This is a genomic window from Devosia sp. P1_H9 (assembly GCF_056405135.1).
In genome coordinates, this window is the sequence record NZ_JBFUCQ010000003.1 from 17675 (window position 1) to 42633 (window position 24959).

Here is a 24959-nt window from a genome sequence, read left to right on the forward strand (position 1 = left end):
AGTATTGCCCCGCTCGATACGACTTGTGCTTAACCGCCTGCCCTCTCGATACGGCGTAAATGGAGGCTTAAGATGTTCGGCTGAACCCGCCAGTGGGTGCGTGCGTTAAGGTCCAAAGGGAGTATGACCGATGAGCGCCAACAACCACTTCCGCGGCCTGATCGCGGAGGACACACCAGCCGGCAATGACGGCGATACCCCAGGATTCGCCCAGCCGGTGAGCCAGGCCGAGCTCGAGGAACTGCTCTATGGCGACGATTGGCCCGCGGTCGAACGGCTGGCGCGGCTGAGATCGATCCGGGCCGAGCTCGCCGATCTCGAAGCCCCTGATTTCGGCGACGACGACCCGCGCAGCATGATCGGCGCCATCGACGAGGCGATCGCCCAGCTCAGCAGCCTCGATGGGGAGGGCATGGACCCTACCTCGATCGATCACGACGCGACGGCGCATCGCGAGACCCTGTCACCCGATTCAGACGAACTCGACGCGATCGAGGCGGCCGACGAGGCGTCGTTCTCGGAAGACGAGGAGGGGCCGATCGACAAGAACGAGTGGATCGACGGCGACGGACTGGATACCGACAAGAAGCACTAGAGCGCAGTACGCGCCTTCAGCGCCTGGCTGAGCGTGCCCTCATCGAGATAATCGAGCTCGCCGCCGACCGGCACGCCATGGGCCAGCCGGGTGATCTTCACGCCGCTAGGGGCGAGGCGATCGGTGATGTAGTGCGCGGTGGTCTGGCCTTCGACCGTGGCATTCACCGCCAGCACGATTTCACTGAATTCAGGGGCACGGCGGAGCAGCGCATCGATCGATAGGTCGTCCGGCCCGACGCCATCGAGCGGCGAGAGCACGCCGCCAAGGACATGGTATTTCACCTGCCCTACCCCGGCGCGCTCCAGCGCCCAGAGGTCAGCGACGTCCTCGACCACGATCAGCAGCCCGCTGTCGCGGCGCGGGTCGGCACAGATGTGGCAGGGCGAGCGGGTATCGACATTGCCGCAGACCTCGCAGACGGTCACCGCCTGGACGGCGCGATCGAGCGCCGCCGACAGCGGGATCATCAGCTGTTCCTTCTTCTTGATCAGTTGCAGCACCGCGCGCCGGGCCGAGCGCGGCCCAAGCCCCGGCAGGCGCGCCAGCAGCAGGATCAGCTGTTCGATTTCGGGTCCGCCGTTGGCCATGTCTATTCGGATTCCTGCAATCGCTGCTGGCGAAGCTTGTTCAACTTGTGCAGCCGGCTTTCGTAGGTCCGGCGGAAGTATGCATTGTCGGGAGCGGTGCTCTGGCGAGACTTGACGCGCAGAATCTCATCGTCGAGTTCCTTTAGCGCGAGCTGCTCAAAGTCCTCTTCCTTGGGAAAGTCCGCCCGCCGCACCACCCTGGACTCAGAACGGGAACTTCATGCCCGGAGGCAGCGGCAAACCGGCCGTCATCTCCTGCATCTTGGCGTTCATTTCGGTCTCGGCCTTGGACTTCGCATCATTGTGGGCGGCAAGGATCAGGTCCTCGAGCACCGAGACGTCGTCTTCCTTGAACAGGCTGGGGTCGATCTTCAGGCCGCGCATCTCGCCTTTGCCGGTGAGCGTCACGGTGACCAGACCGCCGCCGGAGCGGCCTTCGATGGTCATCTCGGCGACCTTGTTCTGGAACTCCTCCATCCGTCCCTTCATCTCCTGGGCGGCCTTCATCATTCCCATCAGGTCTTTCATTCGTCGTCTTCCTCATCGCTGTCGCGGATGGCATCCGCGTAGGCTTCGATCGGTACCTGTTCCTGCTTGACGGTGACCCGCACGGTGGCGCCCGGGAACGTCTCGAGGATGGCCTGCACCAAGGGATCCTGGTGGGCCTCCTGGCGCACAGCTTCCTGCCGCTCCTCGCGCTGCTCGCGCAGGGTGGGCACGTGCTGTGCGTCGGTCTTCAGCGTGATCATCCACTGCCGGTTGGTCCACAGCTTCAGCTTGGCGGACAGCAACTGGATGATGCCGGGATCGGCATTGGGGACGAGCGCCACCTCGAGCCGCGCATCGCCGATGGACACCGGGCGCAGCGAGCTTTCGAGCGCGTGCTTGACGATCAGGTCGCGCTTCTCGCCTGCGAGCGCCACGAGATCGGCATAGCTGCGCGGATTGGCGAAGACCTGGGCCTGCGGCGTGGATTGCGGGATGGACTGCTGCGGCGGCGCGGCTTCGAAGCGCGGCSCCACTTCCGGCTGGTACTGTCGGGCCGCCGACGGGCCACCACCGCTGCCGCCATTGCCACGGGCCACTGGGGCGGTCTGCGGCTGGCTGGGTGTGGGCAGGTTGCCGAGCTTGGCGATCAACTCGTCCGGCGTCGGCAGGTCGGAGGCATAGGCGAGGCGGACCAGCACCATTTCGGCGGCCTGCAGGGCGTTGCCGGCCTGCTGCACCTCGTCGTAGCCCTTGAACAGGATCTGCCAGGTGCGCGACAGCGCCCGCATGCCGAGCTTTGTCGCCAGCTGCGCGCCGCGAGTGCGCTCGTCCGGGGTCAGCGACACGTCGTCGGCGGCGGCCGGGACGATCTTGATGCGGGTGACGAGGTGGGTGAAGTCGCAGAGGTCGGCGACAATGGTCTGCGGGTCAGCGCCGGCATCGTAGAGCTCGCGCAGGTTACCCAGCGCATCGCCGATGCGACCGGCCATCAGCGCCTCGAACAGATCGATGGTGCGGGCGCGGTCGCCCAGCCCGAGCATGGCCTTGACCGTCGCGGTGGTGACCTTGCCGTCGCCGTGGCTGATCGCCTGGTCGAGCAGAGACTGGTTGTCGCGCACCGAGCCTTCGCCGGCGCGGACGATCATCGCCAGCGCCTCGGGCTCGTAGTCGATCTTTTCGCGAGCGAGGAGGTCGATGAGGTGCGCGGTCATCGTCTCGGGCGGCACGCGGCGAAGGTCGAAGCGCATGCAGCGCGAGAGGATGGTCACCGGGACTTTCCGGATCTCGGTGGTGGCGAAGATGAACTTCACATAGGGCGGCGGCTCTTCGAGCGTTTTCAGCAGGCCGTTGAAGGCCGCGGTCGAGAGCATGTGCACTTCGTCGATGATGTAGACCTTGTAGGGCGCCGAAACCGGGCCGTACTTCACCGAGTCGATGATCTCGCGGATGTCGTTGATGCCGGTGTTCGAGGCGGCGTCCATCTCCACCACGTCGACATGGCGGCCTTCGATGATGGCGCGGTCGTGGATGCCTTCCTTCTCGAAATCCAGGGTTGGATGGCGGCCGGTCTCGTCCTCGTAGTTGAAGGCGCGGGCGAGGATGCGGGCGGTGGTGGTTTTGCCCACGCCGCGGACGCCGGTGAGGATGAAGGCGTGGTGGATGCGGCCGGACTTGAAGGCGTTCCTGAGGGTCTGGACCATGGCGTCCTGACCGATCAGCCCGGCAAAGCTCAGCGGCCGGTACTTTCGTGCCAGCACCAGATAGGGCGACTTCGCCGCGTTGGCGGCGGGCGCAGGTGGGTCGTCGGGGAACATTCCGTCAGCCATGGCAGAGCATATAGCGAGCGCGGGCGCGGATCGCAAAAGTTCATGCCGCGAAAGCGGAGCGGCCGGTCAGAAAGATGTGGGAAGTAGGAGGCTGGCAACGACCCGTGAAGGTCTCGTTGGGGCTGCTACCTTCCGGTCCTGACCCGGTTGGCGAGGAACACGTCCGCGCCAACCTCCCGATCCGCTATATGGCGCGACATTGCGGCGATGGCAAGATGCAACTCCCCGGCGCTCGGCGGCGTTAGTTGGGCGAGTTTGAGAGCTTGGAGGCGGCCATGATCGCCCGAGGGAGTAGTGACGAAGCCGAGGCCCGGCACCACATCGCGCTGTGGCAGGGGATGATCGGGCACTGGAACACCATTGCCGACGAGTATCGCGACGCGGCACGCGGCAGGGCGCAGGCCAGTCCGCACCTGCTTCGCGAAGCCGATCGCACGCGCCGGCGCATCCGCGATGCGCTCGATCACTGCGAGCGGCTGATCGACAACCTGGCTCCCGGCCACGAGATGCGGCCCGACCTGTTTCAGATCGAAGGAGCGCTGGAAGCGCTGAGCGAGAGCATCGCGATCTCGGCCGAGCAGATGGGGCCGAGGATCGAGGCGAGCAAGAACATCGCTGGGCTGAAGTACCTGCTGAGCGAGTTGAAGCGGGATGCGGGGCTGGGGGCTTAGGCTTGGCCCTCGACTTGGCCCTGCCTCTCACCTACCCCATCGGCCGTCATCCCGGCCCGTGGGTTGGATGATCACGTGCAGGCAACCGTCCCACCCTGAACGCATCCCTCAGACCTTGTTAACAAACTGGGGCGCATTCTAATGACTTCACGAGCCCCAAGGAGGCTTGTCATGTTGAAGTCAGTCCGCGTTCCACACGAACTTATCGCGCTCAGCCAGATGCAGCGCGCCGCTACCCGCGAAATTGGTGCCCCGCTCTACCTGCCGGCGTTCCAGCACCAGATCCTCGAGGCCGAAGCCCGTCGCGAGGAAGATAAGTCCGACGATCTCGACTGGGGTGTCGAGGCTGGCGGCCTCACCATCGGCGCCGACGAGGACGACGACTTCTACTGAGCCGACAAGCTCGAGGCGAGCTTGCTAGGTCGCGGACGCGGCCTTGTAGACGCCCAGTACGTGGAAGTGGTCGGTGAAGAACCGCAGCTCCTCGAAGGCGAGCTGCACCGAACGATCCGACGGATGTCCCTCGATATCGGCGTAGAACTGCGTGGCAGTGAACGAGCCGTCGAGCATGTAGCTTTCGAGCTTAGTCATGTTGACGCCGTTGGTGGCAAAGCCGCCCATCGCCTTGTAAAGCGCTGCCGGCACGTTGCGGACGCGGAACACGAAGGTGGTCTTCACCTTACCCGCTTCGGGCGCCGGCTCCTCGGCCTTTTTCGAAATCACTAGGAAACGCGTCGTGTTGTGAGCGGCATCCTCGATGTTCTGTGCCAGCACGTCGAGCCCATAAACCTCGGCAGCGAACAGCGAAGCGATGGCGCCCACCGACTTGTCGCCCCTTTCGGCGATTTCGCGCGCGGAACCGGCGGTATCGACGCCGTTGATGGTCTTCAGCTTGTGCTTGGCTATGAACTTCCGGCACTGGCCGAGCGCCACCGAGAGCGACTGCACCGACTTGATGTCGGCGAGAGTCGAACCGGGCACGCCGAGCAGGTTCATCTCGACGCGGAGGAAATGCTCGCCGGTAATGAACAGCCCGCTCTTGGGGAGCAGGTGATAGATGTCGGTGATGCGGCCGTAGAGCGAGTTTTCCACGGGCACCACGCCGAAATCTGCGTCGCCGTTCTGCACGGCAGAGATGGTGTCCTCGAAGGTGGTGCAGGGCAGCGCTTCGTCGCTCGGAAACAGCGCATGTGCCGCCGCGTGGCTGAAGGCGCCGGGCTCACCCTGGAACGCGATCTTTCTGGACATGTACTGGAACTCCCAAACGAACGGCGCGCCTTAATGCGACCCGGTGCGAGCCAAGTCAATGTTGAGGAGAGCCCTCCTCTTTCCACTATTGTCGCAGTGCGTGTTACCCCGTTGCGCCATGGGGAGGGACAGACTATCTTCCGCCCGCGTCGGGACAGGGCTTGAAGCGCCGGGGTTGGCTAGCTATGGCCTATCGCTGTTCCGCCGTTCATCAAACCGGCGTCAAAGGCTAAAGATACCCCCGATGGATTCGTTCGAACTCAACAAGATCATTGGCGCCATTCTCGGCACCCTGCTGTTCGTCATGGGCGTAGGGTTCCTGGCCGAGGCCGTTTATCACCCGATCGAAGATCGTGGGCCGGGCCTCACGCTAGCCGAGGCGGAAGTCGCCGGCGAGCATGGTGGCGGCGCCGCCGAGCCGGCTGCTCCGGAAGTGCCGCTCGGCACGCTGCTGGCCAGCGCGGATGCCGCTGCGGGCCAGGCGTCCACGAAGAAGTGCGCCAGCTGCCACAACTTCGGCGAAGGCGAATCGAACAAGACCGGCCCGCTGCTCTACGGTGTCGTCGGTCGCCCGATCGGCAGCCACGAGGGCTTTGCCTATTCGGCCGGTATGGAAGAGCACAAGGCCAAGGGCGACGTGTGGTCGTACGAGAACCTCAACGCCTTCATCACCTCGCCAAAGACCTTCACGCCCGGCACGAAGATGAGCTTCGCCGGCGTCAAGGATCCGGCCGAGCGCGCCAATATCCTCGCCTACCTGCAGACGTTGTCGCCGTCGCCCGTGCCGTTCCCGGTCGCCGAAGCCGCTCCGGCTGCGGCTCCGGCCGATGCCGCCGCTGCTCCCGCCGCGGAAGCTGCTCCTGCCGATGCCGCTGCTGCGCCGGCCGCGGAAGCTGCACCGGCCGCTGAGGCTCCGGCCGCGACGACCGAACCGGCAGCGCCGGCCGCTCAGTGAGCCTGGCTCACGGCAACTGATTTTCCGAGCCGCGCCCCTGGTGCGGCTCGTTCGTTTTGGGGAGACCACCGATGACCTTGCTGCTGCACCTCGCCGATTTCAACGAGCGGCGCTGGGCCGATGGCTTTGCCGCCGCCCTGCCCGGCCGCAAGGTGGTGACCCGGGCCGACAGCTATGACCCCGATGAGATCGAGTACATCTTCATTTGGAAGCCGAAGCCTGATGCGTTCGAAGGGCTGCACAAGCTCAAGGCCATCCTGTCGCTGGGCGCCGGCGTCGATGCGCTGCTACGCAATCCGTCGCGGCCCAAGGACGTGCCGATCGCCCGGTTCATGGACGAAGACCTGACGCAGCGAATGAGCGACTATGTCGTCTCGCAGGTCACCATGCACCAGAGGCTGATGACCCGCTTCAAGCGCGACCAGGCGGCCCGGCAGTGGCGCCAGCTCTATCCGGCGCCGGCCTGGGACGCGACGGTCGGCGTCATGGGGCTGGGCCAGCTCGGGCTCGACGCGATCCGGCACCTCAAGGTGTTCGGCTACAAGCTGCGCGGCTGGAGCCGGTCGCCCAAGCAGGTCGAGGGCGTCGAGGCGTTCTCCGGGCCGGGGCAGTTCGAGGCGTTCCTCTCGGGCACCGATATTCTCGTCAACCTGCTGCCGCTGACCGCCGAGACGCAGGGCATCCTCAACTATGAGACGTTCTCGAAGCTGAAGCGCGGCGGCATCGACAACGAGGGGCCGGTGGTGATCAACGCGGCGCGCGGTGGGCACCAGAGGGAAGCCGATATCGTCAGGGCGCTCAACGATGGCACGCTGAAGGCGGCGAGCCTCGACGTGTTCGAGGTGGAGCCGCTGCCGCAGGACAGCCCGTTGTGGGGGATGGACAATGTCTACATCACCCCGCACATCGCCGCCGCCTCGAGCGAGCGCACGGGTGTCGCGTATTTCTCGAAGGTGATCCGGGATCACGAGGCGGGGTTGCCGCTGCCGAACGTGATCGACTTCAGCCGGGGATACTAGAGCTTCAGCTCCCAGTACTCGCCGACGAGGTCCTTGCCGAAGCTGTGGTGGGGCTTGCTCTCGGTGAGGGTGAAGCCAGCGGCAGTGTAGAGCTTGCGGGCCGCAGCGAGGTTCGACTGGGTCCAGAGCCGGATTTTCGAATAGCGCTTGTCGCGGGCGAAGCGGACCACCTGGTCGACCAGCAGCTTGCCGACGCCGAGGCCGCGGGCTTCGGGTTCGACATAGAGCAGGCGCAGTTGAGCCGCGCCCTGCCCGGCATCGACGACGAACACCGAGCCGATGACCCTGCCATCGCGCTCGGCGATCCAGCAGCCTTCGGTCGTCGGATCGAAGTCCTGCAGGAACTTGCCGCCGATCTCCGCCGCCAGCGCCTCGTAGCTGCCGTCCCAGCCGAACTCCTCGGCATAGAGACGCGACTGGCGGGCGACGACGTGGGCGACGTCGCCGATATGGTGGGGCCTGAGGACGATGGAGGCAGCGCCGTCCTCCTGATCGAGAATGCGAACGATGGTCTGCATGGCGGAGACCAGTTCCTGCCGCTCGGCCTCCGACAGCGGCGCGACCAAGTCAGCGATGGCGCGATCGGCGGCGGCTTCGACATCGGCCGCGGCCCGGTCGCCTTCGGCAGTCAACGCGAGTTCACTGCGGCGCCGGTCCCGGGTGCCGGGTGAGCTGGCAATCAGCCCGGCGGCGACGAACTTGTAGACCATGCGGCTCATGTAGGCCGGATCGACGCCCATAGCCCGGGCCAGCGTGGCACTGTTCGAATGGCCCGCCGCGTCGAGCTCGTAGAGGAGGCGGCTCTCCGCCGGGCTGTAGTCGGTCTTCGAATAGTGCTCGTCGAACAGCCCCAGCCAGCGCGCAAAGGCGCGGTTGAAGCGGCGAATCTCGGCGATCTGCGTCTCATCCATGATGGATGAGATTGGCGCCGATATCGTTGATCTTGTCAACTATACCGTTGTTTCAGGTAACCGTACACGGCGCGGATGCCCTGGTCGGTGCCGCCGAACGGGCGACCCGGTTTGGCTTCGGGCGCCCAGCCGTAGATGTCGAGATGCGCCCAGGCCTTGGCTTGTTTGACGAAGCGCTTGAGGAACAGCGCGGCGGTGATCGAGCCGGCGAAGGCGCTGGCACCGGCATTGTTCACGTCGGCGATCTTGGAGCTGATCATCGTATCGTAGGCGGCCCAGAGCGGCATCTGCCACAGCGGGTCGTCGGATGTGGCACCGGCGGCGATGATGTCGCGGGCCAGCACGTCGTCGGTGGCATAGAGCGGCGGCAGGTCGGGGCCGAGGGCGCTGCGGGCAGCGCCGGTGAGGGTCGCCATGTCGACGATCAGATCGGGTGCCTCCTCGTCGGCGAGCGCCAATGCGTCGCCGAGAATGAGCCGGCCCTCGGCATCGGTGTTGCCGATCTCGACGGTTGAACCGTTGCGGGCGCGCAGCACGTCGCCGGGGCGGAAGGCCGGACCGGAGATGGCGTTCTCGACGATCGGGATCAGCACGCGCAGCCGGACGCGGAGCCCGGCGTCGATGATGGCGTGAGCGAGGCCCAGCACGTTGGCCGCGCCGCCCATGTCCTTCTTCATCAGCAGCATGCCGGCCGATGGCTTGATGTCGAGCCCGCCGGTATCGAAGGTGACGCCCTTGCCCACCAGCGTGATCTTGGGGTCCTTGGCCTTACCCCAGGTGAACTCGACCAGCCGTGGCGCCTCGGCGGCGGCGCGGCCGACGGCGTGGATCATCGGAAAGTTCTGCTTCAGCAGATCGTCGCCGGCGATCACCTTGATGTCGAGCTTTTGCCGCTTGCAGAAGGCGCGGATTTCCTTCTCGAACGCGTCAGGGCCGAGATCATTGGCCGGCGCGTTGATCAGGTCGCGGGCCAGATAAGCCGCATCCGCCAGCCGTGCCACCTCGGCTGCATCGGCGCCCTCGACGGCATCGAGCGACACGGGGTCGCGCGCCTTGCGGTAGCGCTCGAAGCGATAGGCGCCGAGGCGAAACGCCAGGGCGGCGAGGGTGGGATCGCCGAAGTTGCCGGCGAGCCGGTAATGGCCGGGCTCGAGCGCCGCCGCGGCCAGCCCCAGGGTCAGCGCCGGGCGGCCGGTGGCTTCACCGAGGCCGAAGAGATGGCCGGCAAGCGCGCCGTCACTGCCCGGAAGCGCCAGCAGGCGGCCGCGCTGGCCGGTGAAGCCATTTGCCTTGGCCCATTTGGCCTCGGCGGGCGTCAGGCTCGGGGGGAGCGCGCCCTGCTCCACGGCAATGAGCGGCAGCGACTTCGACTTGGCCATTGGGCAATCCGTTGCAAGAGGCGGGACAGGGTGGATTTACGCCCCGCCAAAGAGCGTGGCAACGGTTCGAAAGCGTACCTTAACCCCGTATTAGGGTTAATCAATTATTGCTGCTCTGGGGCTCGGGAACTGCAAATCGCATGGCCCAGAGGAAGTGTTTCGTGTTGTTGCGTCTTGTCCGGACTGATCTGAAACCGTTGCGCGCCCTGCTCCTCGTGAGCGTGGCTGCCCTGGCGCTCTCCGCCTGCGCCACCAACCCCATGACCACCGGCAGCATCGGCGACGCCGATTTCACCGGCCAACCGATGGACCAGAAGCAGGCCGCGCTGGCGCAGTTAGCCGCGCATTACAAGAAATCGCCCAACGACAAGGCGACGATCGTCTATTACGCGGCCGCGTTGCGCGCCAATGGCCAGAACGACCAGGCCGTGGCGGTGCTCGAGACCGGTGTCGCCCGCTTCAAGGACGATCCGGATGTCCTGATCGGATATGGCAAGGCGCTATCGGCGGCCGGCCGGTTCGACCAGGCGCTCAACGTCATCGACCGGGCGATCAACCCGACCTCGCCGGATTGGAATGCGCTGTTGGTCAAGGGCGCCATCCTCGACCAGAGCGGGCGCAACAACGAAGCGCGGGTGGCCTATGGCCAAGCGCTGAAGATCGCCCCCGACCAGGCGTCGCTGCATGCCAATCTCGGGCTCTCCTACGCCATGACCAACGAGCTCGACAAAGCCGAGTCGGAACTGCGCATGGCGGTGAAGATGCGCGGCGCCAACAGCCAGGTGCGACAGAACCTGGCGCTGGTGGTCGGGCTGCAGGGGCGGTTCGACGAGAGCCGCGCGCTGTTCTCGGCGGAACTCCCTGCGGATCAGGTCGAGGCCAATATGGAGTACATCCGGGCCCTGCTGACGCAGCAGAACCGCTGGGACCTGATCAAGGGCGCCGGCTGACGCCACGCCCGCTATCGTCGGAAATGACAAAGGGCGCCGCTGGGGCGCCCTTTGTCATTGTGGCTGCTGACCGAGATCAGTTGCCGCCGCTGATGTAGCTGTTGGAGAAGACGCGGATCATGGCCGGCGACAGGATGACGATGAACAGCACCGGCAGGAAGAACACGATCAGCGGCACGGTAAGCTTGGGCGGCAGGGCGGCGGCTTTCTTTTCCGCCTCCATCATACGGGTCTCGCGGCCTTCTTCGGCCATGACGCGCAGCGCCGAGCCGACCGAGGTACCATGGCGCTCGGCCTGGATCAGCGCCTGCATCACCGATTTCACGTTGTCGAGCCCGGTACGGCGACCGAGATTCTCGTAGGCGCGGGTGCGATCCTCTAGAAAGGCGAGTTCGGCGGTGGTCAGCGTCATCTCTTCGGCAAGCTCGATGCTCTGGGCACCGATTTCCTTGGCGACGCGCTTGAGCGAATGCTCCACCGACATGCCGGCCTCGACGCAGAGCAACACCAGATCGAGCGCATCCGGCCACGAGCGCCTGATCGATTGCTGCCGCTTGATGGTCTTGTTCTTGAGCAGGAGGCTTGGCAGGTAGGCGCCGATCAGGGCGACGAACAGCGCGTAGACCGCGTTCATCCACAGCGGCTTGTCGGCGAAGACCGTCAGCGCCATGTAGGCGAAGGCAAGGACGAACAGCACCACCGGCGTGACGAAGCGCAGGAACAGGAAGGTGGTCATCGCCGACTGGCCGCGATAGCCGGCGCGCGCCAGCTGCTCGGCAGTGTTCTCGTTCATGAACGCCTTCTCGAGGGAGAAGCGCTCGACGATGTTCTTCATGTAGTCGCGGCCAGCGGCCTGGCGGATGGTGCGGGTCTGCGGGTCGCTGCCAGCGCCGGTGCCGCGCAGGCGGGCCATTTCCTCGGCCCGCATCTTCTCGCGCTCAAGCGCGACACGCTTGATGCGCTGGCGCATCTGCGAGTTGCCACCGAAGAAGGTGGCGCCGACGGAAAAGACCACCGCGGCGGCAGCGACTGCGGCGAGCACTGCCACCAGGAACTGGGTGTTGGTCAGCGTTGCGACGAGGTTGTCCATCGCTGGCCCCTAGATATCGAACTGGATCATACGGTTCATGATGAACCCGCCAAGGAACATCATGACCGCGGCGATGCCGAGCATCACGTTGCCGATCGGCGTCTGGATCAGCGGCAACAGGTAGCTGGGCGTAGTCAGCGAAACGAGGACCGCGACGATGATCGGCAGCGAGCCGATGATGCCGGCGGAAGCCTTGGCTTCCGAGGACATGGCCTTGACCTTCTGCTTCATCTTCTTGCGGTTGCGCAGCACGCGCGCCAGGTTGCCCAACGCTTCCGACAGGTTGCCGCCGGCCTGGGCCTGAACCGTGATGACGACCACGAAGAAGTTGACCTCTGGCAGCGGCACGCGATCGTAAAGCGTGACGACAGCTTCCTGGATGGTCTTGCCGAGCGACTGCTGATCCAGCACCCGCTGGAAGTCCGACTTGATCGGCTCCTTGGCTTCCTTGGCCACGAGCCGCATCGAGTCATTGAGCGGCAGACCGGATTTCACGCCGCGGACGATGGCTTCCACGGCGTTGGGCAGCTCATCGAGAAAGGCGTTCTGGTACTTCTTGCGTCGCCGCCCCAGGTACATCCGCGGCAGCAGGTAGCCCGCGGCAATGGAGAATATGACGCAGTAGATCAGCTCGAGCTGCAGCACGAAGCAGAGCACGAAGATGATCACGCCGAAGATCACCGAATTGCGGATGAAGGCGCCGCGCTTGAGCTTCATGCCGGCCTGATAAAGGCGATCCTGAAGCGGTATGCGCTTCTTGCGCTTTTCCAGCACCGCGGTCTGCGCCCGCAGCGTCTGCTGGATTTCCTTGCGGCGCGTGTCGCGGTTGCGCGCCACGTCGGCGTTGCGCCGGTTGGCCTGGATGTCGCCCTGCATCGCCTTGATGCGTTTTCCCGCCCGCCCGCTGTTGCCGAACAGGGCCGGCGCCAGCGCAAAGCCGGCAGCGCCTACGCAGACGGCAGCGAGAAGGGCGAGAATGATCGGAGTCATCGTTGGGCCTTATGCACCGAGGATCTCGTGCTGTTCGACGTTGGATTTCTCCAGCGCTTCGACCAGGTTGGCTTCCTCGTTGAAGTAGCGGGCGCGTTCGGTGAACTGCGGCTTGGTGATGCCGGTCGAGCGGTGGCGACCCATCAGGTTGCCGTTCGAGTCTTCGCCCAGGATGTCGTAGAGGAACACGTCCTGGGTGACGATGACGTCGCCTTCCATGCCCAACACCTCGGAGATGTGGGTGATGCGGCGCGAGCCGTCGCGAAGACGGGCAGCCTGCACCACGACGTCAATCGAGGAGACGATCATCTCGCGAATGGTGCGGCTGGGCAGCGAGTAGCCGCCCATGGTGATCATCGATTCGAGACGCGAGAGGGCCTCGCGCGGGCTGTTGGAGTGGAGCGTGCCCATCGAGCCGTCGTGGCCGGTGTTCATCGCCTGCAGCAGGTCGAACGCCTCGGGTCCGCGCACTTCACCCACGATGATGCGCTCGGGGCGCATACGCAGGCAGTTCTTGACCAGATCACGCATGGTGATCTCGCCCTCGCCCTCGAGGTTGGGCGGGCGGGTTTCGAGGCGCACCACGTGCGGCTGCTGCAGCTGCAGTTCGGCCGAGTCCTCGCAGGTGATGACGCGCTCGTCCTTCTCGATGAAGCCGGTGAGGCAGTTGAGCAGCGTCGTCTTGCCCGAACCGGTACCGCCGGAGATCAGGATGTTGGCGCGCACGCGGCCGAGGATGCGCAGTACCTCGGCGCCCTCGGGCGAGATCGAGCCGTATTTGACCAGCTGCTGGAGGGTCAGCTTGTCCTTCTTGAACTTACGAATGGTGAGCGCGGCGCCGTCGATGGCGAGCGGCGGGGCGATGACGTTGACGCGCGAGCCGTCGGGCAAGCGCGCGTCGCAGATCGGCGAGCTTTCATCGACGCGGCGGCCGACCTGGCTGACGATACGCTGGCAGACGTTCATCAGGTGGGCGTCGTCGCGGAAGCGCACGTTGGTGAGCTTCACCTTGCCGGCGACCTCAATGTAGCACTTCTGGCTGCCGTTCACCATGATGTCGGCGATGTCGTCGCGGGCCAGCAGCGGCTCGAGCGGGCCGTAGCCGAGCACGTCGTTACAGATGTCCTCGAGCAGGTCTTCCTGCTCGGAGATCGACATGATGATCGACTTGAGCGCGATGATTTCGGCGACGATGTCGCGAATTTCCTCGCGCGCCGACTCCTGCTCCATGGTGGCGAGCTGGCTGAGGTCGATCGAGTCGATCAGCGCGTTGAAGATCGCCGACTTGGTCTGGAAGTACTCCTTGTCGCGCGCCACGGCCTCGGGGCTACGAACATCGAGCACGCCGCCATCGTCCCCGCCGCCGCCACGCTTGGCGGTGTCGGCCGGGCGTGCGACTTCCTGTCTCTGCGCTGCCGGAACAAGCGGAGCTATCGCCGGGCGCGGCGGCTGCGCGGCGCCGGGAGTGTTGCCACCGAAACTGGTACGCTTGCCGAACATCTAGACTGCCTCTCAGGCGCGCTTCTTCATAAAGGACGGGAGCTTAATGCCCGGCTTCTTCGAGGCACTTTTTTCGGGAGCGTTGCGACCGGTGACGTGCATCCCGATGAAGCGGAACACCTCGTTGGCGCGGTTGTTGGCTGACACTTCGGCGATCATCTGGCCGTTGTTGGCAGCCGTGCCGAAGGTTGCCGCATCGAAGGCGAGCTGGCCGAGCAACCGACATTCCACCGACGCCGCAAACTCGTTCGCCGCGATCTCCGGACGCCGCGGCATGCCCACCTTGTTGATGACGAGCAGGGGTTCGCTCTCGGCGGGGCGCAGCGCCTTGATGGTGTCTGAAAGGTTCTTGGCGTTGCGGAGGTTAGCCAGATCGGGCTCGGCGACGATGATCACCTCATCGATGGTGGCGATGGTGTGCCGAACCCAGGCGCTCCAGATATGGGGGATGTCGAGCACCACGATGGGCGTCGACTTCTGACTCAGCTCGATGACCTGCTCGAACTCGCGCTCGTCGAAGTCGAACACGCGGTCGAGCACCACCGGAGCGGTGAGCAGATTGACGTGGTTGGCCGCCTTGCTGGAGAGCCGGTCCAGCATCGTCTGGTCCATCTTCTGGTTGTTGCCGATGGCGTCGGCGATGCCGTGCGGCGGATCCTGGTTGAAGTTCAACCCGGCGGTGCCGAAGGCGAAGTCCATATCGAGGATCAGCGTGTCCTGCCGCAGGGCCTGGCTAATGGCCCAGGCCACGTTGTGCGAGACGGTAGAGCCGCCGGCGCCGCCCTTGGCGGAGATGAAGCCGATGGTCCGGCCGATCGGCGCGGCGCCTTCGGCCGCAAACAGCTCGCTGATCGCCGAGACGATCGACTGCGCCGAAGCGGGGAGCACGATGTACTCCGATACGCCCGAGCGGATCAGCTCGCGGTAGAGCAGCACGTCGTTGACGTGGCCCAGGACGATGAGCCGGGTGGACGCGTCGCAAACTTCTGCAAGGCGCTCGAGGGCACCGGGAATCTCGTCGGGCTGCAGCGAGGTCTCGACGATGATCAGGTTCGGCGTCGGGTTCGACTTGTAGGTCTCGATCGCACCCTCGAGGCCGCCATTATGCGTGGTCAGCGCCACCTTCGACATACGGCGATCATGCACAGCCGACTCGACCAGCTGGGCGGTCTGGGAGTGTTCGCAGAAGGCCTGGATGGTGATGCGCGGGATCAGCCGCGCGCCCGTTGCCACCTCGAGGGCGGGCTCATCGGCCGACTTGGCGTTATCGCGGGAGAGGAAACTCATGACTACAGCACTCCATCAATCCAGCAGGAAACCGACGGACCCGTCGTAGCTGCCGCGGGTGCCCGCGGGGCCGACGCCGTACATCGTTTCGATATGTCCGAGGAAGATCGCCTCGGCGTCGTTGGCAAACTCCAGCCGGTCGGTCGGCAACACCGGCTTATGGTCGCTGCCCTTGGCGAGATAGGGGGTCACGAGGATCACCAGTTCGCTCTGCGAGCGGATGAAATCGCGCGACCGGAACAAGGCGCCGAGGATCGGTATGTCTCCGAGGCCGGGCAGCCGGTGGATCTGGGTGCGGGTCTGGTCCTGGATCAGGCCGCCGATCGCCAGCGTCTGGCCGGCACCGATCTCGACGGTGGTCTTGGCCTGGCGCTTCTTGATGCCGGGAAGCGACGAGCTGCCGACGGTGATGCTGCCCTCGGCGCTCAGTTCGCTGCTCGAGGTATCGACCACGAGGCCGATATTGCCGTTGGATTTGATGGTCGGCGTGAAGCTGAGACTGATACCGAAGTCCTTGTAGCCAATCGAGACCTCGCCGTCCGAGACGCTGGTCGGGATGGGGAACTCGCCGCCCGCGGTAAAGTCGGCCTGCTGGCCGGAGATGGCGGTGAGCAGAGGTTCGGCGAGGGTACGGGCCGCGCCGCGCTGCTCCATTGCACGGATCTGCGCGTCGATGCTGAAGCCGCCTGCCTTGACGCCGAGTTCGACGCCGTTGTCGCTGAACAGGTTCGAGGCGCCGCCGAGCGGCTGTTCGCTGACGAAGCTGGTGGTCAACCCGCCGCTCGAAAAGCTGCCGGACAGATCGATGCCGAACTGCTTGGCAAGGCTGCGGTTCACTTCGGCAACCGTGACCTTCAGCATGACCTGCTGCGGACCATCGATGGTGATGACGCTGGTGACATTTTCCGGGGCGCCGGCAAACTGCGCCGCGATCGCCAGCGCCTTGTCGGCGTCGTCGGCACTGCCAGCGGTACCGGACAGAACAATGCGGTTGGTGGTGTTGCCGTCGCCGTCGATGAGAGCCACCGACTCCACCTGAATGTCCGAATTGGGCATGACGTTGGTGTAGGTCGCCCGCAGCGCCGCGGCGACGTTGGAGCCACCGGCGCTATTGTTGCTGCCCGTCGTGCTCACGTCGAGGACCACGATGGTCCGGCCTGCGGCATCGAGGAAGAAGATGTTGGTATCGCCCGAACCAACCGCCTGCAGCACCGCCCTGCGCTTCGAACGCAGGAGCGCGTTGGCGACGCTGGGCTGCGAGACGATGACTTCCTGCACGTCGACCGGCAGGTCGATGATCATCGACTTGTTCAGGTTCATGCTGACCGGCTGGGTGGAGCCGAAGGAGTTGGCACTGACCCGAAGATGGGTGGCGTCGGCGGCGTGGGCCTGTCCGAAGCCGAGCGGGGCGAGACCCAGGGCGGCGCCGACAACGGCCGCCGCCGCCATCATGCGCAGCGTGTTGGCCAGGAGGCCGCGAGGTTGGCGGGCAGTGATAGCCGGAGACATCACGTAATCCTCACGCATCATTGGGCCTGCTCTTCTGAGTTGACCTGTGTCTCGTCGAAGGCGGCATCGGCAACCACGCCTGGGCTGGAACTGCTTGGCATGACGTCCGTGCCGACGCCAAAGCGGATCATGCGGATGGCGCGGCTGGTCTCGTTGCCGGTCGTGTCATCCTGCGTCTGGGCGAAATCTGCGATCGAGCGCAGGACCACCGACAGGGAACCGATCTTGGCGGCATTGATGATCAGCTCGCCCTGCGCCGGAGTGAGTTCGAGGGTCGCGATGGTACCGCCCTGGAACACGTCGGCGCGCGGATTCTCGGGGTCGGCCTTCTCGCCGGTCGTGCCGGCCTCGCCGAGGCGGGTGCCGATGGCGAGGACTTTCACGTTGGCGAGAATGGTCTGGCTGATGCTGCCGCGGCTCATCACGACATCGACGCGATCGTTGGGAAGCACGAAACCGCCGGCGGCCGCGTCGGCGCTGACTGGTACCGACACTCCTCGCATGCCCTTAGTCAGGACGGCGGAGAGGTAGCCCTGGTTGGAATGGACAAGCTTCTTTTCGATGATGGGCTCGCCGGGGAAGAACTCGAACCGGGCCACCGCATCCAGCATCTTGGTCGGCGCATCGGGCAGCACGGCCTCGCTGATGTACTCGGGGCGAACCGCGAATTCCGGCCAGGCCTGCCATTCGATGGTTTCGGCGGTGAGGCGCTGCCCGACGCCGATTGGCGCCTTGGCGACGAGAACCTTGGCCTTCTTTTCTTCGATGACCTGGGTGGGGCCCTCCACAACAACCTGCTGCGGGGCCGTGCCGCGCGTGGCGAGGAAGGCGGCAAGGCCTCCTGCCAAGAGGGCCACCACCAGCAGGATGATACGCGAGACTCCCATTGCCCAAACTCCACGCGACTGGGCCCGAAAGAGCCCGGCTACACTTGCACTCGACTATCGGGCCAAAGGGTCAAAGTTTGGTTAATCGATGCTTGTCAATTACGGTTAACAGCCCGTATCTCAAAGACTTCAGCCGAGAAGGTGCAGAAAGATCGCGCTGCTCGGAAAGACCAGAAGGCCAGCAGCAGCGAGCGCTATGCCGTAGGGCACCCCGGTCTTGCTGTCATGCAGCCGATCGATCCACGCCACCTGCTTCAGTTGCGGCGGCAGCGGCCAGCGGCGCACGCTGAGCAACAACAGGGTCAAGGCGCCGCCGAGAAGCGAGGCATAGACGAGGTAGGGCAGTATGGAGCCGAAGCCGAACCACAGCGTGGTTGCCGCGATCAGCTTGGCGTCGCCTCCGCCGATCCATCCCAGCGCGAAAAAGCCGAACGAGAATGCCAATACCGCGATGGCGGCCACCACGTGCATGCCGATCGTCTGCAGCGAGAAACCGGCCAGCAGGGCCAGGACGAAGAACCCGCCTACCAGCAGCAGCACCAGGCGATTGGAGATCCGCATCGTCAACAGATCCGAGGAGGCCGCATAGGCCATCAGCAGCGGAAACACGAGCATGGCGGGGAAGGCGATGAATGTGGGCATGAGGGCCGGCTGTTGCGGTGGGCCGGGGCTTCGGTCCTGACCGCAGTCTTGGCGCATCGTGGTTAAGAAAGCTGAAATGCAAAGGGGACCCTGTCGGGTCCCCTCCGAACTCGTAGCCCCCGGGAGGCTATTATTCCGGGATTTCGACCGTATCCAGCTTGCTGGAGATGCCGGTGAACAGAGTGGAAAGGCTACCGCCGAGGGCGGTGGCAGCAACGATGATACCGACGGCGATGAGCGCGGCAATCAGGCCGTATTCGATCGCGGTAGCGCCGGACTCGTCATTCACGAAACGAGCGACAGTGTTCATTTTTTGGCTCCTTGCACACGTCATTCAGTGACAGCATCAAGTGATGCGTCAGCACCGTTCGACACGTCACACATCGAACATGGCCTTAGGCTATGTCGCCACGTCTTGAAATTGAGTTAATAGCGAGGCCCCAAGAGGCCCGGATTGCAAGGGTTTCCAGCATACTAAGCAGATCGTTAAAGCAGTCGCGGCAATTGTTCCAATCATCCACACAGTAATGACCGCACAAGCACGTCGACCCCTGGCCCCGACAATTGCCGCCGAGGCGTCCTGCGCAGGCCCGGCGCCGCATTTGCGAATTGTTCACCATTCCGCGCAACACTCTGTTTGCGTTCTAGTACCGTTTCCCAAGGGTCCGCCATGTCGTTTCGTTCCAGCTTTGCCGCCCTTGTCATTGCCACAGGGCTGTTGGCGCCCGCGGTCGCCGTGGCGGAGAGCGCGCCGGTGAGCGTCAAGGTGAACATGGCCCGGATCCTCAGGATCAACGCGCCTGCCGCCACGGTGATCATCGGCAACCCAGCCATTGCAGACGCAGCGATCCAGGATTCACAGACGCTGGTGCTGACCGGCAAGAGCTACGGGCAGACCAATCTCATCGTGCTCGACGCGCAGGGCAACCCGATTGCCGACACGATGATCGAAGTGGTGCAGGAGCAGGCGGGCCTCGTTACCGTGTACCTCGGCGACAAGCGGACCAGCCTCGCTTGCGAGCCGGTGTGCCAGCCGATCATCATGCTGGGCGACGACTCCAGCTTCACCGGCGAGACCATTGGCGCGGCCAACGCGATCGAGTCCGCGGCGAACTAACCGGCGGTTAACCACGCCACCGCATCGCAAGCAAATGCGAGCCAGACACTAACCAATCACTAGGTACGAACCGCTAGGTTCCGGTCGCGAACGGAATCCAGTGGCCGAATGTCCAAACGCTCCAGATGGCTGAGAAAGCTCATGTCGCCGGCGATCCGCCGGGGGCGTGCGTTCGGCCGCGACGAGCGCGGCGTGACGGCGATCGAGTTCGCATTCCTCGCCCTGCCCTTCTTCACCATCGTCGCCGCAATCCTCGAGAGCTCGCTGATCTTTCTTGCCGGGCAGATCCTCGATAGCGCCGTGCAGGACTCCTCGAGGCTGATCCGGACCGGCCAGGCGCAAAACAGTACGCCGGCCTATAACAGGGAGGCGTTCCGGGAAGCGATCTGCGATGGGCTGTACGAGATGTTCGATTGCGCCGAGGCGGACGGCAAGCTGCGCATCAACGTCACCGTGATCGACGACTTTTCGGACGTTACGATCGGCTATCCGCTCAAGACCGGCGAGGACTGCGACGAGGACGAGTGCGACTGGACCCTCGCCGACGACTACGACCCCGGCGAAGGCGGGTCGGTGGTGCTGGTGCGGGCCTACTACAAGTGGCCCACCGTCGTTCGCCTGCCTGGATTCAACTGGCAGACCCTGCCGGACGGTACGCGTCTGCTTGGTGCGTCACGCGTGTTCCGCAATGAGCCGTTCGTATGCGGCACCTGCACGTGACCCTGGGCCTCATTGCGAGATTTCGTCGGGACGTCGAGGGGATCGCGGCCGTCGAGTTCGCGCTGATCCTGCCGCTACTGCTTGGCCTCTACCTTGGGGCGATTGAGACAGCGACGCTTTATACTGTCGACCATAAGGTCGCCACAGTCGCCAGCACCGTTGCGGACCTGGTGTCTCGAGAGAAAGCCGACATCAAGGAATCGACGCTGGACAACTATTTCGAGGCCGCGGCGAGTATCATGCAGCCCTATTCGACCACCGGCCTCGTGCAGACGGTTTCACTGCTGAACATCGACGCGGACGGCGTTGCCAAGGTCTCATGGAGCGCCGCCAGCGGCACCGCGGAAGGACGCGAGGTGGACAGCGTCTATCCGCTTGATGCCACTGCAAAAATCAACATTCTGGCGCGCGAGGCGAGCGGCTGGCTGGTGGTGTCCGAGATCGAGTACCCGCACCAGCCGATCGTGGGGCTCGTGATCACCGATACGATCGACATTCGGCATGTCGAGTACTTCCTGCCCCGTTTCGGCACCGAGATCGAGTTCGAGGCCGGCCTGTAGCTTGCCGCCGGTCAGCGGGCGTGGCATAGGCCGGGCACGTTCCATGACGAGGCCAGCCGATGCAAGATACCCTGATCCCCGTGTTCGACCTCGGCGGGGTGTTCGTCGACTGGAACCCCATGTACCTGTTCCGCAAGCTCTTTCCGACCGAGGAAGAGGCGCAGTGGTTCTGGGACAACATCTGCACCAAGGACTGGAACCTAGAGTTCGACGCCGGCGATATCTTCGCCGAGGGCGTCGCCGAGCTGATCACCCGCTACCCGCGCTACTGGCGCGAGATCCAGGCGTTCGACCTGCGCTGGAAAGAGACCGTCGGGGAATTCATCCAGGGCACGATCGACATCCATGACGAGCTGATCGCAGCGGAGATCCCCACCTTCGCCATCACCAACTTCTCGTGGGAGAAGTGGGTGAGTTGCCTCGGCGAATGGCCGTTCCTCGAAAAGTTCGACGGCGTCGTGGTCTCCGGCCTCGAAGGGCTGGTGAAGCCCGACCCCCGCCTCTACCGCGTGTTCTGCGAACGCTACGGCATGGCGCCCGAGATGTGCGTCTTCATCGACGACAGCGAGCCCAATGTGGTCTCGGCCCGCAAGTTCGGGATGAACGCCATCCACTTCACCGGCGACACGAAGGCGCTGCGGAAAGAACTGATCGGGCTCGGCCTGCCGCTGAAGAAGAGCTGAGGCTCGCACAAGCGGCCGACCGGCAGAAGTTCACGAGCTAGCGCCGGACTCTTACCAGCCTAGCGGGCGTCTAAGGCATCGATTTCCAAGCGATTTCGTCGGCGTAGCACGGGTGATTTTGTGCCGTCCCGGACGAGCGCAGCTAGGACGCCGCGCGTCGCGCGCCCCGTCCGGAGCGCGACCAGCGCGTGAGGATCTACTTCGTGCCGTACATGCGGTCGCCGGCGTCGCCGAGGCCGGGGATGATGTAGCCCTTCTCGTTGAGATGGCTGTCGATGGCGGCCGTGAAGATCGGCACGTCCGGGTGGGCGGTGGAGAACTTCTCGATGCCTTCGGGGGCGGCCAGCAGGCAGAGGAAGCGGATGTTGTTGGCGCCGCGCTCTTTCAGCTTATCGACTGCAGCAATTGACGAATTGGCGGTGGCCAGCATCGGATCGACGACAATGATCAGGCGGTTGTCGAGCTCCGACGGAGCCTTGAAGTAGTACTCGACCGGCTGCAGCGTCTCGTGGTCGCGGTAGATGCCGATATGGGCGACGCGGGCGGCGGGCACGAGGTCCAGCATGCCATCGAGCAAGCCGTTGCCGGCGCGCAAAATCGAAGCGAAAACAAGCTTCTTGCCCTTGATGGTGGGGGCATCCATCTTGGTCATCGGCGTCTCGATCTCGACCATTTCGAGTTCGAGATCGCGCGTCACCTCGTAGCACATGAGGTGAGCTATCTCCCTCAACAGCCGGCGGAACCCCGCGATCGAGGTATCCTTGTCGCGCATGATCGTGAGCTTGTGCTGGATCAGCGGGTGATCGACGACCGTTACGCCACGCATGGAGGCCTCGTGAGCTAGAGGAAGGATTTGCCGTGCGGTCCGGGCACGAGGCCGAGCCAGCGGGCGATGCTTTCTCCTATATCCGCGAAGGTCGGCCGAATGCCAATGGTTCCGGGAGGAAAGTCTCGGGAAAAGCACAGGATTGGCACCTGCTCGCGAGTGTGGTCTGAACCACGCCAAGTGGGATCGTTTCCGTGGTCAGCCGTGAGTATCAGTAGATCATCCTGCCGGAGCTCGGAAATGAGTTCGGGCAGCCTTTGGTCAAAGGCTTCAAGGGCTTGCGCATAGCCGGGGACATCGCGGCGGTGGCCGAAATCCTGGTCGAAGTCGACGAAGTTGACCATGATGAATGCGCCGTTCTCGGCCATCTCCATGGCCTCGAGGGTGCGGTCGAACAGGGCCATGTTGCCGGTGGCCTTGATCTTGTGGCTGACGCCGTGGCCGGCGTAGATGTCGGAGATCTTGCCGATGGCGAAGACCTGCCGGCCGGCCTCCTTGGCGCGATCGAGCAGAGTCGGCTCGGGCGGGGCGATGGCGAAGTCGCGGCGGTTGCCGGTGCGCTTGAAATCATTGGCATTTTCGCCGACGAACGGCCTGGCGATGACCCGGCCGATGTTCAATGGCGCGGTGAGCTCGAACGCGGTCTTGCAGAGCTCGTAGAGCCGCTCGAGGCCGAAATGGGTCTCGTGCGCAGCGATCTGGAAGACGCTGTCGATCGAGGTGTAGCAGATCGGCTTGCCGGTGCGGATCGACTCCTCGCCGAGTTCGGCGATGATGGTGGTGCCGGAGGCGTGCTTGTTGCCTAGGATGCCGGGAATACCTGATTTTTCAATCAGTTGCGCAATCAGCTCGGGGGGAAAAGTCGGCTCGGTGAGGGGGAAGTAACCCCACTCGAACGGCACCGGCACGCCGGCGATCTCCCAGTGTCCGGACGGGGTGTCCTTGCCCTTGCTGACCTCGCGGCCAACACCCCAGCGGCCGCCCTTGGGCTGGTCGGTGAGGCCACGCGGGATCTCGCCGGTGGAGAGCTTTGCCGCGGCTCCGAGGCCGAGGGCGTCCAGATTCGGCAGCGATATCTGATAGTTGGCGGCGATGTGGCCGAGCGTGTTGGAGCCGACGTCGCCGTAATCGGCTGCGTCGGGGGCGCCGCCGATGCCGAAACTGTCGAGGATGCAGAGGATGGCGCGGGGCATGGATCAGGCCTCCGTAGGCGGGACGTAGTCGGCGATCAGCGGGTGATTTGGGGCCGGCCCGTCACTGATGGCGTAGGCGGCGAGGAAGCGTTGGGTCGCATCTACTGCCATATCTTCGGTGCGTGCATGAACGCGGCACAACACAGTATGAACGTCAATTTTGGCCCCAAGACCAAGGATTTGGTCGAAACCGACGGCAAAATCGATGCTGTCGGTGGGGAGCCGGCGACCACCGCCGAGGGCGACGACACCCATGCCGACACTCCGGGTGTCGATGCCGGTGATGGTGCCGGCGGCGGGAGCGAAGATATCACGCACGATGGGCGCCGGGGACAGATGCGCATCCATCCGTTCGACAAAGTCGGCGGGGCCGCCGAGCAGCGTTACCATGCGCGAGAAGTGTTCGGTTGCCTTGCCGCTGGTGAGCGCGGTTTCGACCGCTGCTGCCGTATCGCCGGCGTAGCCGCTGAGCTGCAGGGCGGCGGCGCAAAGATCGAGGGTGACTTCGCGGAGGCGGGCGTCCTGATGCTTGCCGGTAAGGAAGTCGACGGCGTTGCGGATTTCCAGCGCGTTACCGGCGGCGGAGGCGAGCGGCTCGTTCATGTCGGTGATCAGGGCCGCAGTACGAAGGCCGGCGCCGTTGGCAACCGAGACCAGGCTTTCGGCAAGGGCGCGGGATTTCTCCAGCGTCGACATGAAGGCGCCGGAGCCGGTCTTGACGTCGAGGATCAGGGCGCTGAGGCCGGCCGCGAGCTTCTTCGACAGGATCGAGGCGGTGATCAGCGGGATCGATTCGACGGTGCCGGTGACGTCGCGGATGGCGTAGAGCACCTTGTCGGCTGGGGCGAGATCGGCGGTCTGGCCGATGATGGCGCAGCCGGCTTCGCGCACAACTTTGCGGAACAGGTCGTTGTCCGGGCTGGTGGTGTAACCGGGGATGGAATCGAACTTGTCGAGCGTGCCGCCGGTATGGCCGAGGCCGCGGCCGGAGATCATCGGCACGTAGACGCCGCAGGCGGCGAGGATCGGCGCCAGCATCAGCGAGGTGTTGTCCCCTACCCCGCCGGTCGAGTGCTTATCGACCGCCGGGCCATCGAGATCGGACCAATCGAGCACGGTGCCGCTGTCGCGCATCGCCTCGGTGAGCGCGACACGCTCCGAAGTGGCCATGTCGCGGAAGAACACCGCCATGGCGAAGGCGGCGGCCTGGGCGTGGGATACGGTGCCGTTGGTGAGGCCGGCGATGAAGCTGGAGATCTCGCCGGCAGTGAGGGCGAGACCATCACGCTTGCGGATAATGGTTTCTTGCGGGAGCACGGTCA

Annotated in this window: 28 protein-coding genes and 1 other RNA gene; 10 read left to right on the top strand and 19 right to left on the bottom strand. The window is 64.6% G+C overall.

Annotated elements, in window-relative coordinates; translation table 11 throughout:
• The first annotated feature begins 130 nt into the window (after window positions 1–130).
• Window positions 131–595 carry a hypothetical protein gene (locus AC1DYL_RS06200; protein ID WP_477150753.1) on the top strand — a complete coding sequence of 155 codons (465 nt, stop codon included), beginning with the start codon at window positions 131–133 and terminating at the stop codon, window positions 593–595.
• On the opposite strand, the gene recR is transcribed toward AC1DYL_RS06200, so the two are convergent.
• The 5 genes from recR to ffs form a co-directional block, all read right to left on the bottom strand.
• On the bottom strand, window positions 592–1191 hold the full coding sequence (recR, locus tag AC1DYL_RS06205; RefSeq protein ID WP_477172788.1) for a recombination mediator RecR: 600 nt from the start codon (window positions 1189–1191) through the stop codon (window positions 592–594). The two genes, AC1DYL_RS06200 and recR, sit on opposite strands and share 4 nt — an antisense overlap.
• The gene (locus AC1DYL_RS06210) at window positions 1188–1382 is read right to left on the bottom strand and encodes a hypothetical protein (protein ID WP_477172444.1); all 195 of its coding nucleotides are present in this window, start codon (window positions 1380–1382) and stop codon (window positions 1188–1190) included. The genes recR and AC1DYL_RS06210 overlap by 4 nt, the downstream gene beginning before the upstream one ends.
• Before the next feature lie 7 nt (window positions 1383–1389).
• The gene (locus AC1DYL_RS06215) at window positions 1390–1713 is read right to left on the bottom strand and encodes a YbaB/EbfC family nucleoid-associated protein (protein ID WP_477172445.1); all 324 of its coding nucleotides are present in this window, start codon (window positions 1711–1713) and stop codon (window positions 1390–1392) included.
• The gene (locus AC1DYL_RS06220) at window positions 1710–3500 is read right to left on the bottom strand and encodes a DNA polymerase III subunit gamma/tau (protein ID WP_477172446.1); all 1791 of its coding nucleotides are present in this window, start codon (window positions 3498–3500) and stop codon (window positions 1710–1712) included. The genes AC1DYL_RS06215 and AC1DYL_RS06220 overlap by 4 nt, the downstream gene beginning before the upstream one ends.
• 82 nt (window positions 3501–3582) lie before the next feature.
• Window positions 3583–3678: signal recognition particle sRNA small type (ffs, locus tag AC1DYL_RS06225), an RNA gene on the bottom strand.
• 97 nt (window positions 3679–3775) lie between these two features.
• Here ffs and AC1DYL_RS06230 point away from each other — a divergent pair.
• On the top strand, window positions 3776–4171 hold the full coding sequence (locus AC1DYL_RS06230) for a hypothetical protein (protein ID WP_477172447.1): 396 nt from the start codon (window positions 3776–3778) through the stop codon (window positions 4169–4171).
• 171 nt (window positions 4172–4342) lie between these two features.
• Window positions 4343–4564, top strand: coding sequence for a hypothetical protein (locus AC1DYL_RS06235; RefSeq protein ID WP_477150758.1), 222 nt, complete (start codon window positions 4343–4345; stop codon window positions 4562–4564).
• A gap of 24 nt (window positions 4565–4588) precedes the next feature.
• Here AC1DYL_RS06235 and AC1DYL_RS06240 read toward each other — a convergent pair whose 3' ends face one another.
• Window positions 4589–5419: a prephenate dehydratase gene (locus tag AC1DYL_RS06240; RefSeq protein ID WP_477172448.1), complete on the bottom strand. Its 831-nt coding sequence runs from the start codon at window positions 5417–5419 to the stop codon at window positions 4589–4591.
• A 244-nt stretch (window positions 5420–5663) separates the two neighbouring features.
• Here AC1DYL_RS06240 and AC1DYL_RS06245 point away from each other — a divergent pair, with 244 nt between their 5' ends.
• Window positions 5664–6374 carry a c-type cytochrome gene (locus AC1DYL_RS06245; protein ID WP_477150760.1) on the top strand — a complete coding sequence of 237 codons (711 nt, stop codon included), beginning with the start codon at window positions 5664–5666 and terminating at the stop codon, window positions 6372–6374.
• A gap of 71 nt (window positions 6375–6445) precedes the next feature.
• Window positions 6446–7393 (top strand): 2-hydroxyacid dehydrogenase, encoded by a 948-nt coding sequence (locus AC1DYL_RS06250; RefSeq protein ID WP_477172449.1) that lies wholly within the window; start codon window positions 6446–6448, stop codon window positions 7391–7393.
• On the opposite strand, the gene AC1DYL_RS06255 is transcribed toward AC1DYL_RS06250, so the two are convergent.
• A complete protein-coding gene (locus AC1DYL_RS06255) occupies window positions 7390–8304 on the bottom strand; it encodes a GNAT family N-acetyltransferase (RefSeq protein ID WP_477172450.1) in 915 nt (304 codons plus the stop codon). The genes AC1DYL_RS06250 and AC1DYL_RS06255 overlap by 4 nt on opposite strands.
• 35 nt (window positions 8305–8339) lie before the next feature.
• Window positions 8340–9683, bottom strand: a complete 1344-nt coding sequence (locus AC1DYL_RS06260) for a leucyl aminopeptidase family protein (RefSeq protein ID WP_477172451.1) — start codon at window positions 9681–9683, stop codon at window positions 8340–8342.
• Between the two features lie 197 nt (window positions 9684–9880).
• Between AC1DYL_RS06260 and AC1DYL_RS06265 the strand changes: the two genes are divergently transcribed.
• The gene (locus AC1DYL_RS06265) at window positions 9881–10633 is read left to right on the top strand and encodes a tetratricopeptide repeat protein (protein WP_477172452.1); all 753 of its coding nucleotides are present in this window, start codon (window positions 9881–9883) and stop codon (window positions 10631–10633) included.
• A gap of 76 nt (window positions 10634–10709) precedes the next feature.
• Here the strand turns inward: AC1DYL_RS06265 and AC1DYL_RS06270 are convergent, their stop codons facing one another.
• The 8 genes from AC1DYL_RS06270 to AC1DYL_RS06305 all read right to left on the bottom strand — a co-directional run bounded on the left by AC1DYL_RS06270 (window position 10710) and on the right by AC1DYL_RS06305 (window position 18848).
• Window positions 10710–11723 (bottom strand): type II secretion system F family protein, encoded by a 1014-nt coding sequence (locus AC1DYL_RS06270; protein WP_477172453.1) that lies wholly within the window; start codon window positions 11721–11723, stop codon window positions 10710–10712.
• Window positions 11724–11732: 9 nt separating this feature from the next.
• On the bottom strand, window positions 11733–12713 hold the full coding sequence (locus AC1DYL_RS06275; RefSeq protein WP_477172454.1) for a type II secretion system F family protein: 981 nt from the start codon (window positions 12711–12713) through the stop codon (window positions 11733–11735).
• A 9-nt stretch (window positions 12714–12722) separates the two neighbouring features.
• Complete coding sequence (locus AC1DYL_RS06280; protein WP_477172455.1) at window positions 12723–14213, bottom strand: CpaF family protein; 1491 nt, start codon at window positions 14211–14213, stop codon at window positions 12723–12725.
• Between the two features lie 12 nt (window positions 14214–14225).
• Window positions 14226–15500 carry a CpaE/TadZ family protein gene (locus AC1DYL_RS06285; RefSeq protein WP_477172456.1) on the bottom strand — a complete coding sequence of 425 codons (1275 nt, stop codon included), beginning with the start codon at window positions 15498–15500 and terminating at the stop codon, window positions 14226–14228.
• 15 nt (window positions 15501–15515) lie between these two features.
• Entirely contained in the window at window positions 15516–17030 is a 1515-nt protein-coding gene (locus AC1DYL_RS06290) for a type II and III secretion system protein family protein (RefSeq protein WP_477172457.1), read from the bottom strand.
• Window positions 17027–17896 carry a Flp pilus assembly protein CpaB gene (cpaB, locus tag AC1DYL_RS06295; RefSeq protein WP_477172458.1) on the bottom strand — a complete coding sequence of 290 codons (870 nt, stop codon included), beginning with the start codon at window positions 17894–17896 and terminating at the stop codon, window positions 17027–17029. Before cpaB ends, AC1DYL_RS06290 begins: the two co-directional genes overlap by 4 nt.
• A 129-nt stretch (window positions 17897–18025) precedes the next feature.
• Window positions 18026–18538, bottom strand: coding sequence for an A24 family peptidase (locus AC1DYL_RS06300; RefSeq protein ID WP_477172459.1), 513 nt, complete (start codon window positions 18536–18538; stop codon window positions 18026–18028).
• Window positions 18539–18668: 130 nt separating this feature from the next.
• Window positions 18669–18848 (bottom strand): Flp family type IVb pilin, encoded by a 180-nt coding sequence (locus AC1DYL_RS06305; RefSeq protein WP_477150771.1) that lies wholly within the window; start codon window positions 18846–18848, stop codon window positions 18669–18671.
• Window positions 18849–19208: 360 nt separating this feature from the next.
• Between AC1DYL_RS06305 and AC1DYL_RS06310 the strand changes: the two genes are divergently transcribed.
• The 4 genes from AC1DYL_RS06310 (at window position 19209) to AC1DYL_RS06325 (ending at window position 21618) form a co-directional block, all read left to right on the top strand.
• Window positions 19209–19655 (top strand): pilus assembly protein N-terminal domain-containing protein, encoded by a 447-nt coding sequence (locus tag AC1DYL_RS06310; protein WP_477172460.1) that lies wholly within the window; start codon window positions 19209–19211, stop codon window positions 19653–19655.
• A 141-nt stretch (window positions 19656–19796) separates the two neighbouring features.
• Window positions 19797–20375, top strand: a complete 579-nt coding sequence (locus tag AC1DYL_RS06315; protein ID WP_477172461.1) for a TadE/TadG family type IV pilus assembly protein — start codon at window positions 19797–19799, stop codon at window positions 20373–20375.
• Complete coding sequence (locus AC1DYL_RS06320; protein WP_477172462.1) at window positions 20357–20935, top strand: TadE/TadG family type IV pilus assembly protein; 579 nt, start codon at window positions 20357–20359, stop codon at window positions 20933–20935. Before AC1DYL_RS06315 ends, AC1DYL_RS06320 begins: the two co-directional genes overlap by 19 nt.
• 59 nt (window positions 20936–20994) lie before the next feature.
• Window positions 20995–21618, top strand: a complete 624-nt coding sequence (locus AC1DYL_RS06325) for an HAD family hydrolase (protein ID WP_477172463.1) — start codon at window positions 20995–20997, stop codon at window positions 21616–21618.
• Between the two features lie 196 nt (window positions 21619–21814).
• On the opposite strand, the gene upp is transcribed toward AC1DYL_RS06325, so the two are convergent.
• From upp to deoA, 3 genes are read right to left on the bottom strand one after another with little or no spacing between them, the layout of a single operon-like run.
• On the bottom strand, window positions 21815–22444 hold the full coding sequence (upp, locus tag AC1DYL_RS06330; RefSeq protein ID WP_477150776.1) for a uracil phosphoribosyltransferase: 630 nt from the start codon (window positions 22442–22444) through the stop codon (window positions 21815–21817).
• A 14-nt stretch (window positions 22445–22458) separates the two neighbouring features.
• On the bottom strand, window positions 22459–23637 hold the full coding sequence (locus AC1DYL_RS06335) for a phosphopentomutase (protein WP_477172464.1): 1179 nt from the start codon (window positions 23635–23637) through the stop codon (window positions 22459–22461).
• A gap of 3 nt (window positions 23638–23640) precedes the next feature.
• Window positions 23641–24954 (bottom strand): thymidine phosphorylase, encoded by a 1314-nt coding sequence (deoA, locus tag AC1DYL_RS06340; RefSeq protein WP_477172789.1) that lies wholly within the window; start codon window positions 24952–24954, stop codon window positions 23641–23643.
• Window positions 24955–24959 lie beyond the last annotated feature (5 nt).

Excerpts from the sequence above, each read along its gene's own strand:
- AC1DYL_RS06200 (WP_477150753.1), top strand. The coding sequence starts at position 131 with ATGAGCGCCAACAACCACTTCCGCGGCCTGATCGCGGAGGACACACCA.
- AC1DYL_RS06215 (WP_477172445.1), bottom strand. The coding sequence starts at position 1,713 with ATGAAAGACCTGATGGGAATGATGAAGGCCGCCCAGGAGATGAAGGGA.
- AC1DYL_RS06230 (WP_477172447.1), top strand. The coding sequence starts at position 3,776 with ATGATCGCCCGAGGGAGTAGTGACGAAGCCGAGGCCCGGCACCACATC.
- AC1DYL_RS06235 (WP_477150758.1), top strand. The coding sequence starts at position 4,343 with ATGTTGAAGTCAGTCCGCGTTCCACACGAACTTATCGCGCTCAGCCAG.
- AC1DYL_RS06240 (WP_477172448.1), bottom strand. The coding sequence starts at position 5,419 with ATGTCCAGAAAGATCGCGTTCCAGGGTGAGCCCGGCGCCTTCAGCCAC.
- AC1DYL_RS06245 (WP_477150760.1), top strand. The coding sequence starts at position 5,664 with ATGGATTCGTTCGAACTCAACAAGATCATTGGCGCCATTCTCGGCACC.
- AC1DYL_RS06250 (WP_477172449.1), top strand. The coding sequence starts at position 6,446 with ATGACCTTGCTGCTGCACCTCGCCGATTTCAACGAGCGGCGCTGGGCC.
- AC1DYL_RS06255 (WP_477172450.1), bottom strand. The coding sequence starts at position 8,304 with ATGGATGAGACGCAGATCGCCGAGATTCGCCGCTTCAACCGCGCCTTT.
- AC1DYL_RS06260 (WP_477172451.1), bottom strand. The coding sequence starts at position 9,683 with ATGGCCAAGTCGAAGTCGCTGCCGCTCATTGCCGTGGAGCAGGGCGCG.
- AC1DYL_RS06270 (WP_477172453.1), bottom strand. The coding sequence starts at position 11,723 with ATGGACAACCTCGTCGCAACGCTGACCAACACCCAGTTCCTGGTGGCA.
- AC1DYL_RS06275 (WP_477172454.1), bottom strand. The coding sequence starts at position 12,713 with ATGACTCCGATCATTCTCGCCCTTCTCGCTGCCGTCTGCGTAGGCGCT.
- AC1DYL_RS06280 (WP_477172455.1), bottom strand. The coding sequence starts at position 14,213 with ATGTTCGGCAAGCGTACCAGTTTCGGTGGCAACACTCCCGGCGCCGCG.
- AC1DYL_RS06285 (WP_477172456.1), bottom strand. The coding sequence starts at position 15,500 with ATGAGTTTCCTCTCCCGCGATAACGCCAAGTCGGCCGATGAGCCCGCC.
- AC1DYL_RS06290 (WP_477172457.1), bottom strand. The coding sequence starts at position 17,030 with ATGATGCGTGAGGATTACGTGATGTCTCCGGCTATCACTGCCCGCCAA.
- cpaB (WP_477172458.1), bottom strand. The coding sequence starts at position 17,896 with ATGGGAGTCTCGCGTATCATCCTGCTGGTGGTGGCCCTCTTGGCAGGA.
- AC1DYL_RS06300 (WP_477172459.1), bottom strand. The coding sequence starts at position 18,538 with ATGCCCACATTCATCGCCTTCCCCGCCATGCTCGTGTTTCCGCTGCTG.
- AC1DYL_RS06305 (WP_477150771.1), bottom strand. The coding sequence starts at position 18,848 with ATGAACACTGTCGCTCGTTTCGTGAATGACGAGTCCGGCGCTACCGCG.
- AC1DYL_RS06310 (WP_477172460.1), top strand. The coding sequence starts at position 19,209 with ATGTCGTTTCGTTCCAGCTTTGCCGCCCTTGTCATTGCCACAGGGCTG.
- AC1DYL_RS06315 (WP_477172461.1), top strand. The coding sequence starts at position 19,797 with ATGTCGCCGGCGATCCGCCGGGGGCGTGCGTTCGGCCGCGACGAGCGC.
- AC1DYL_RS06320 (WP_477172462.1), top strand. The coding sequence starts at position 20,357 with ATGCGGCACCTGCACGTGACCCTGGGCCTCATTGCGAGATTTCGTCGG.
- AC1DYL_RS06325 (WP_477172463.1), top strand. The coding sequence starts at position 20,995 with ATGCAAGATACCCTGATCCCCGTGTTCGACCTCGGCGGGGTGTTCGTC.
- upp (WP_477150776.1), bottom strand. The coding sequence starts at position 22,444 with ATGCGTGGCGTAACGGTCGTCGATCACCCGCTGATCCAGCACAAGCTC.
- AC1DYL_RS06335 (WP_477172464.1), bottom strand. The coding sequence starts at position 23,637 with ATGCCCCGCGCCATCCTCTGCATCCTCGACAGTTTCGGCATCGGCGGC.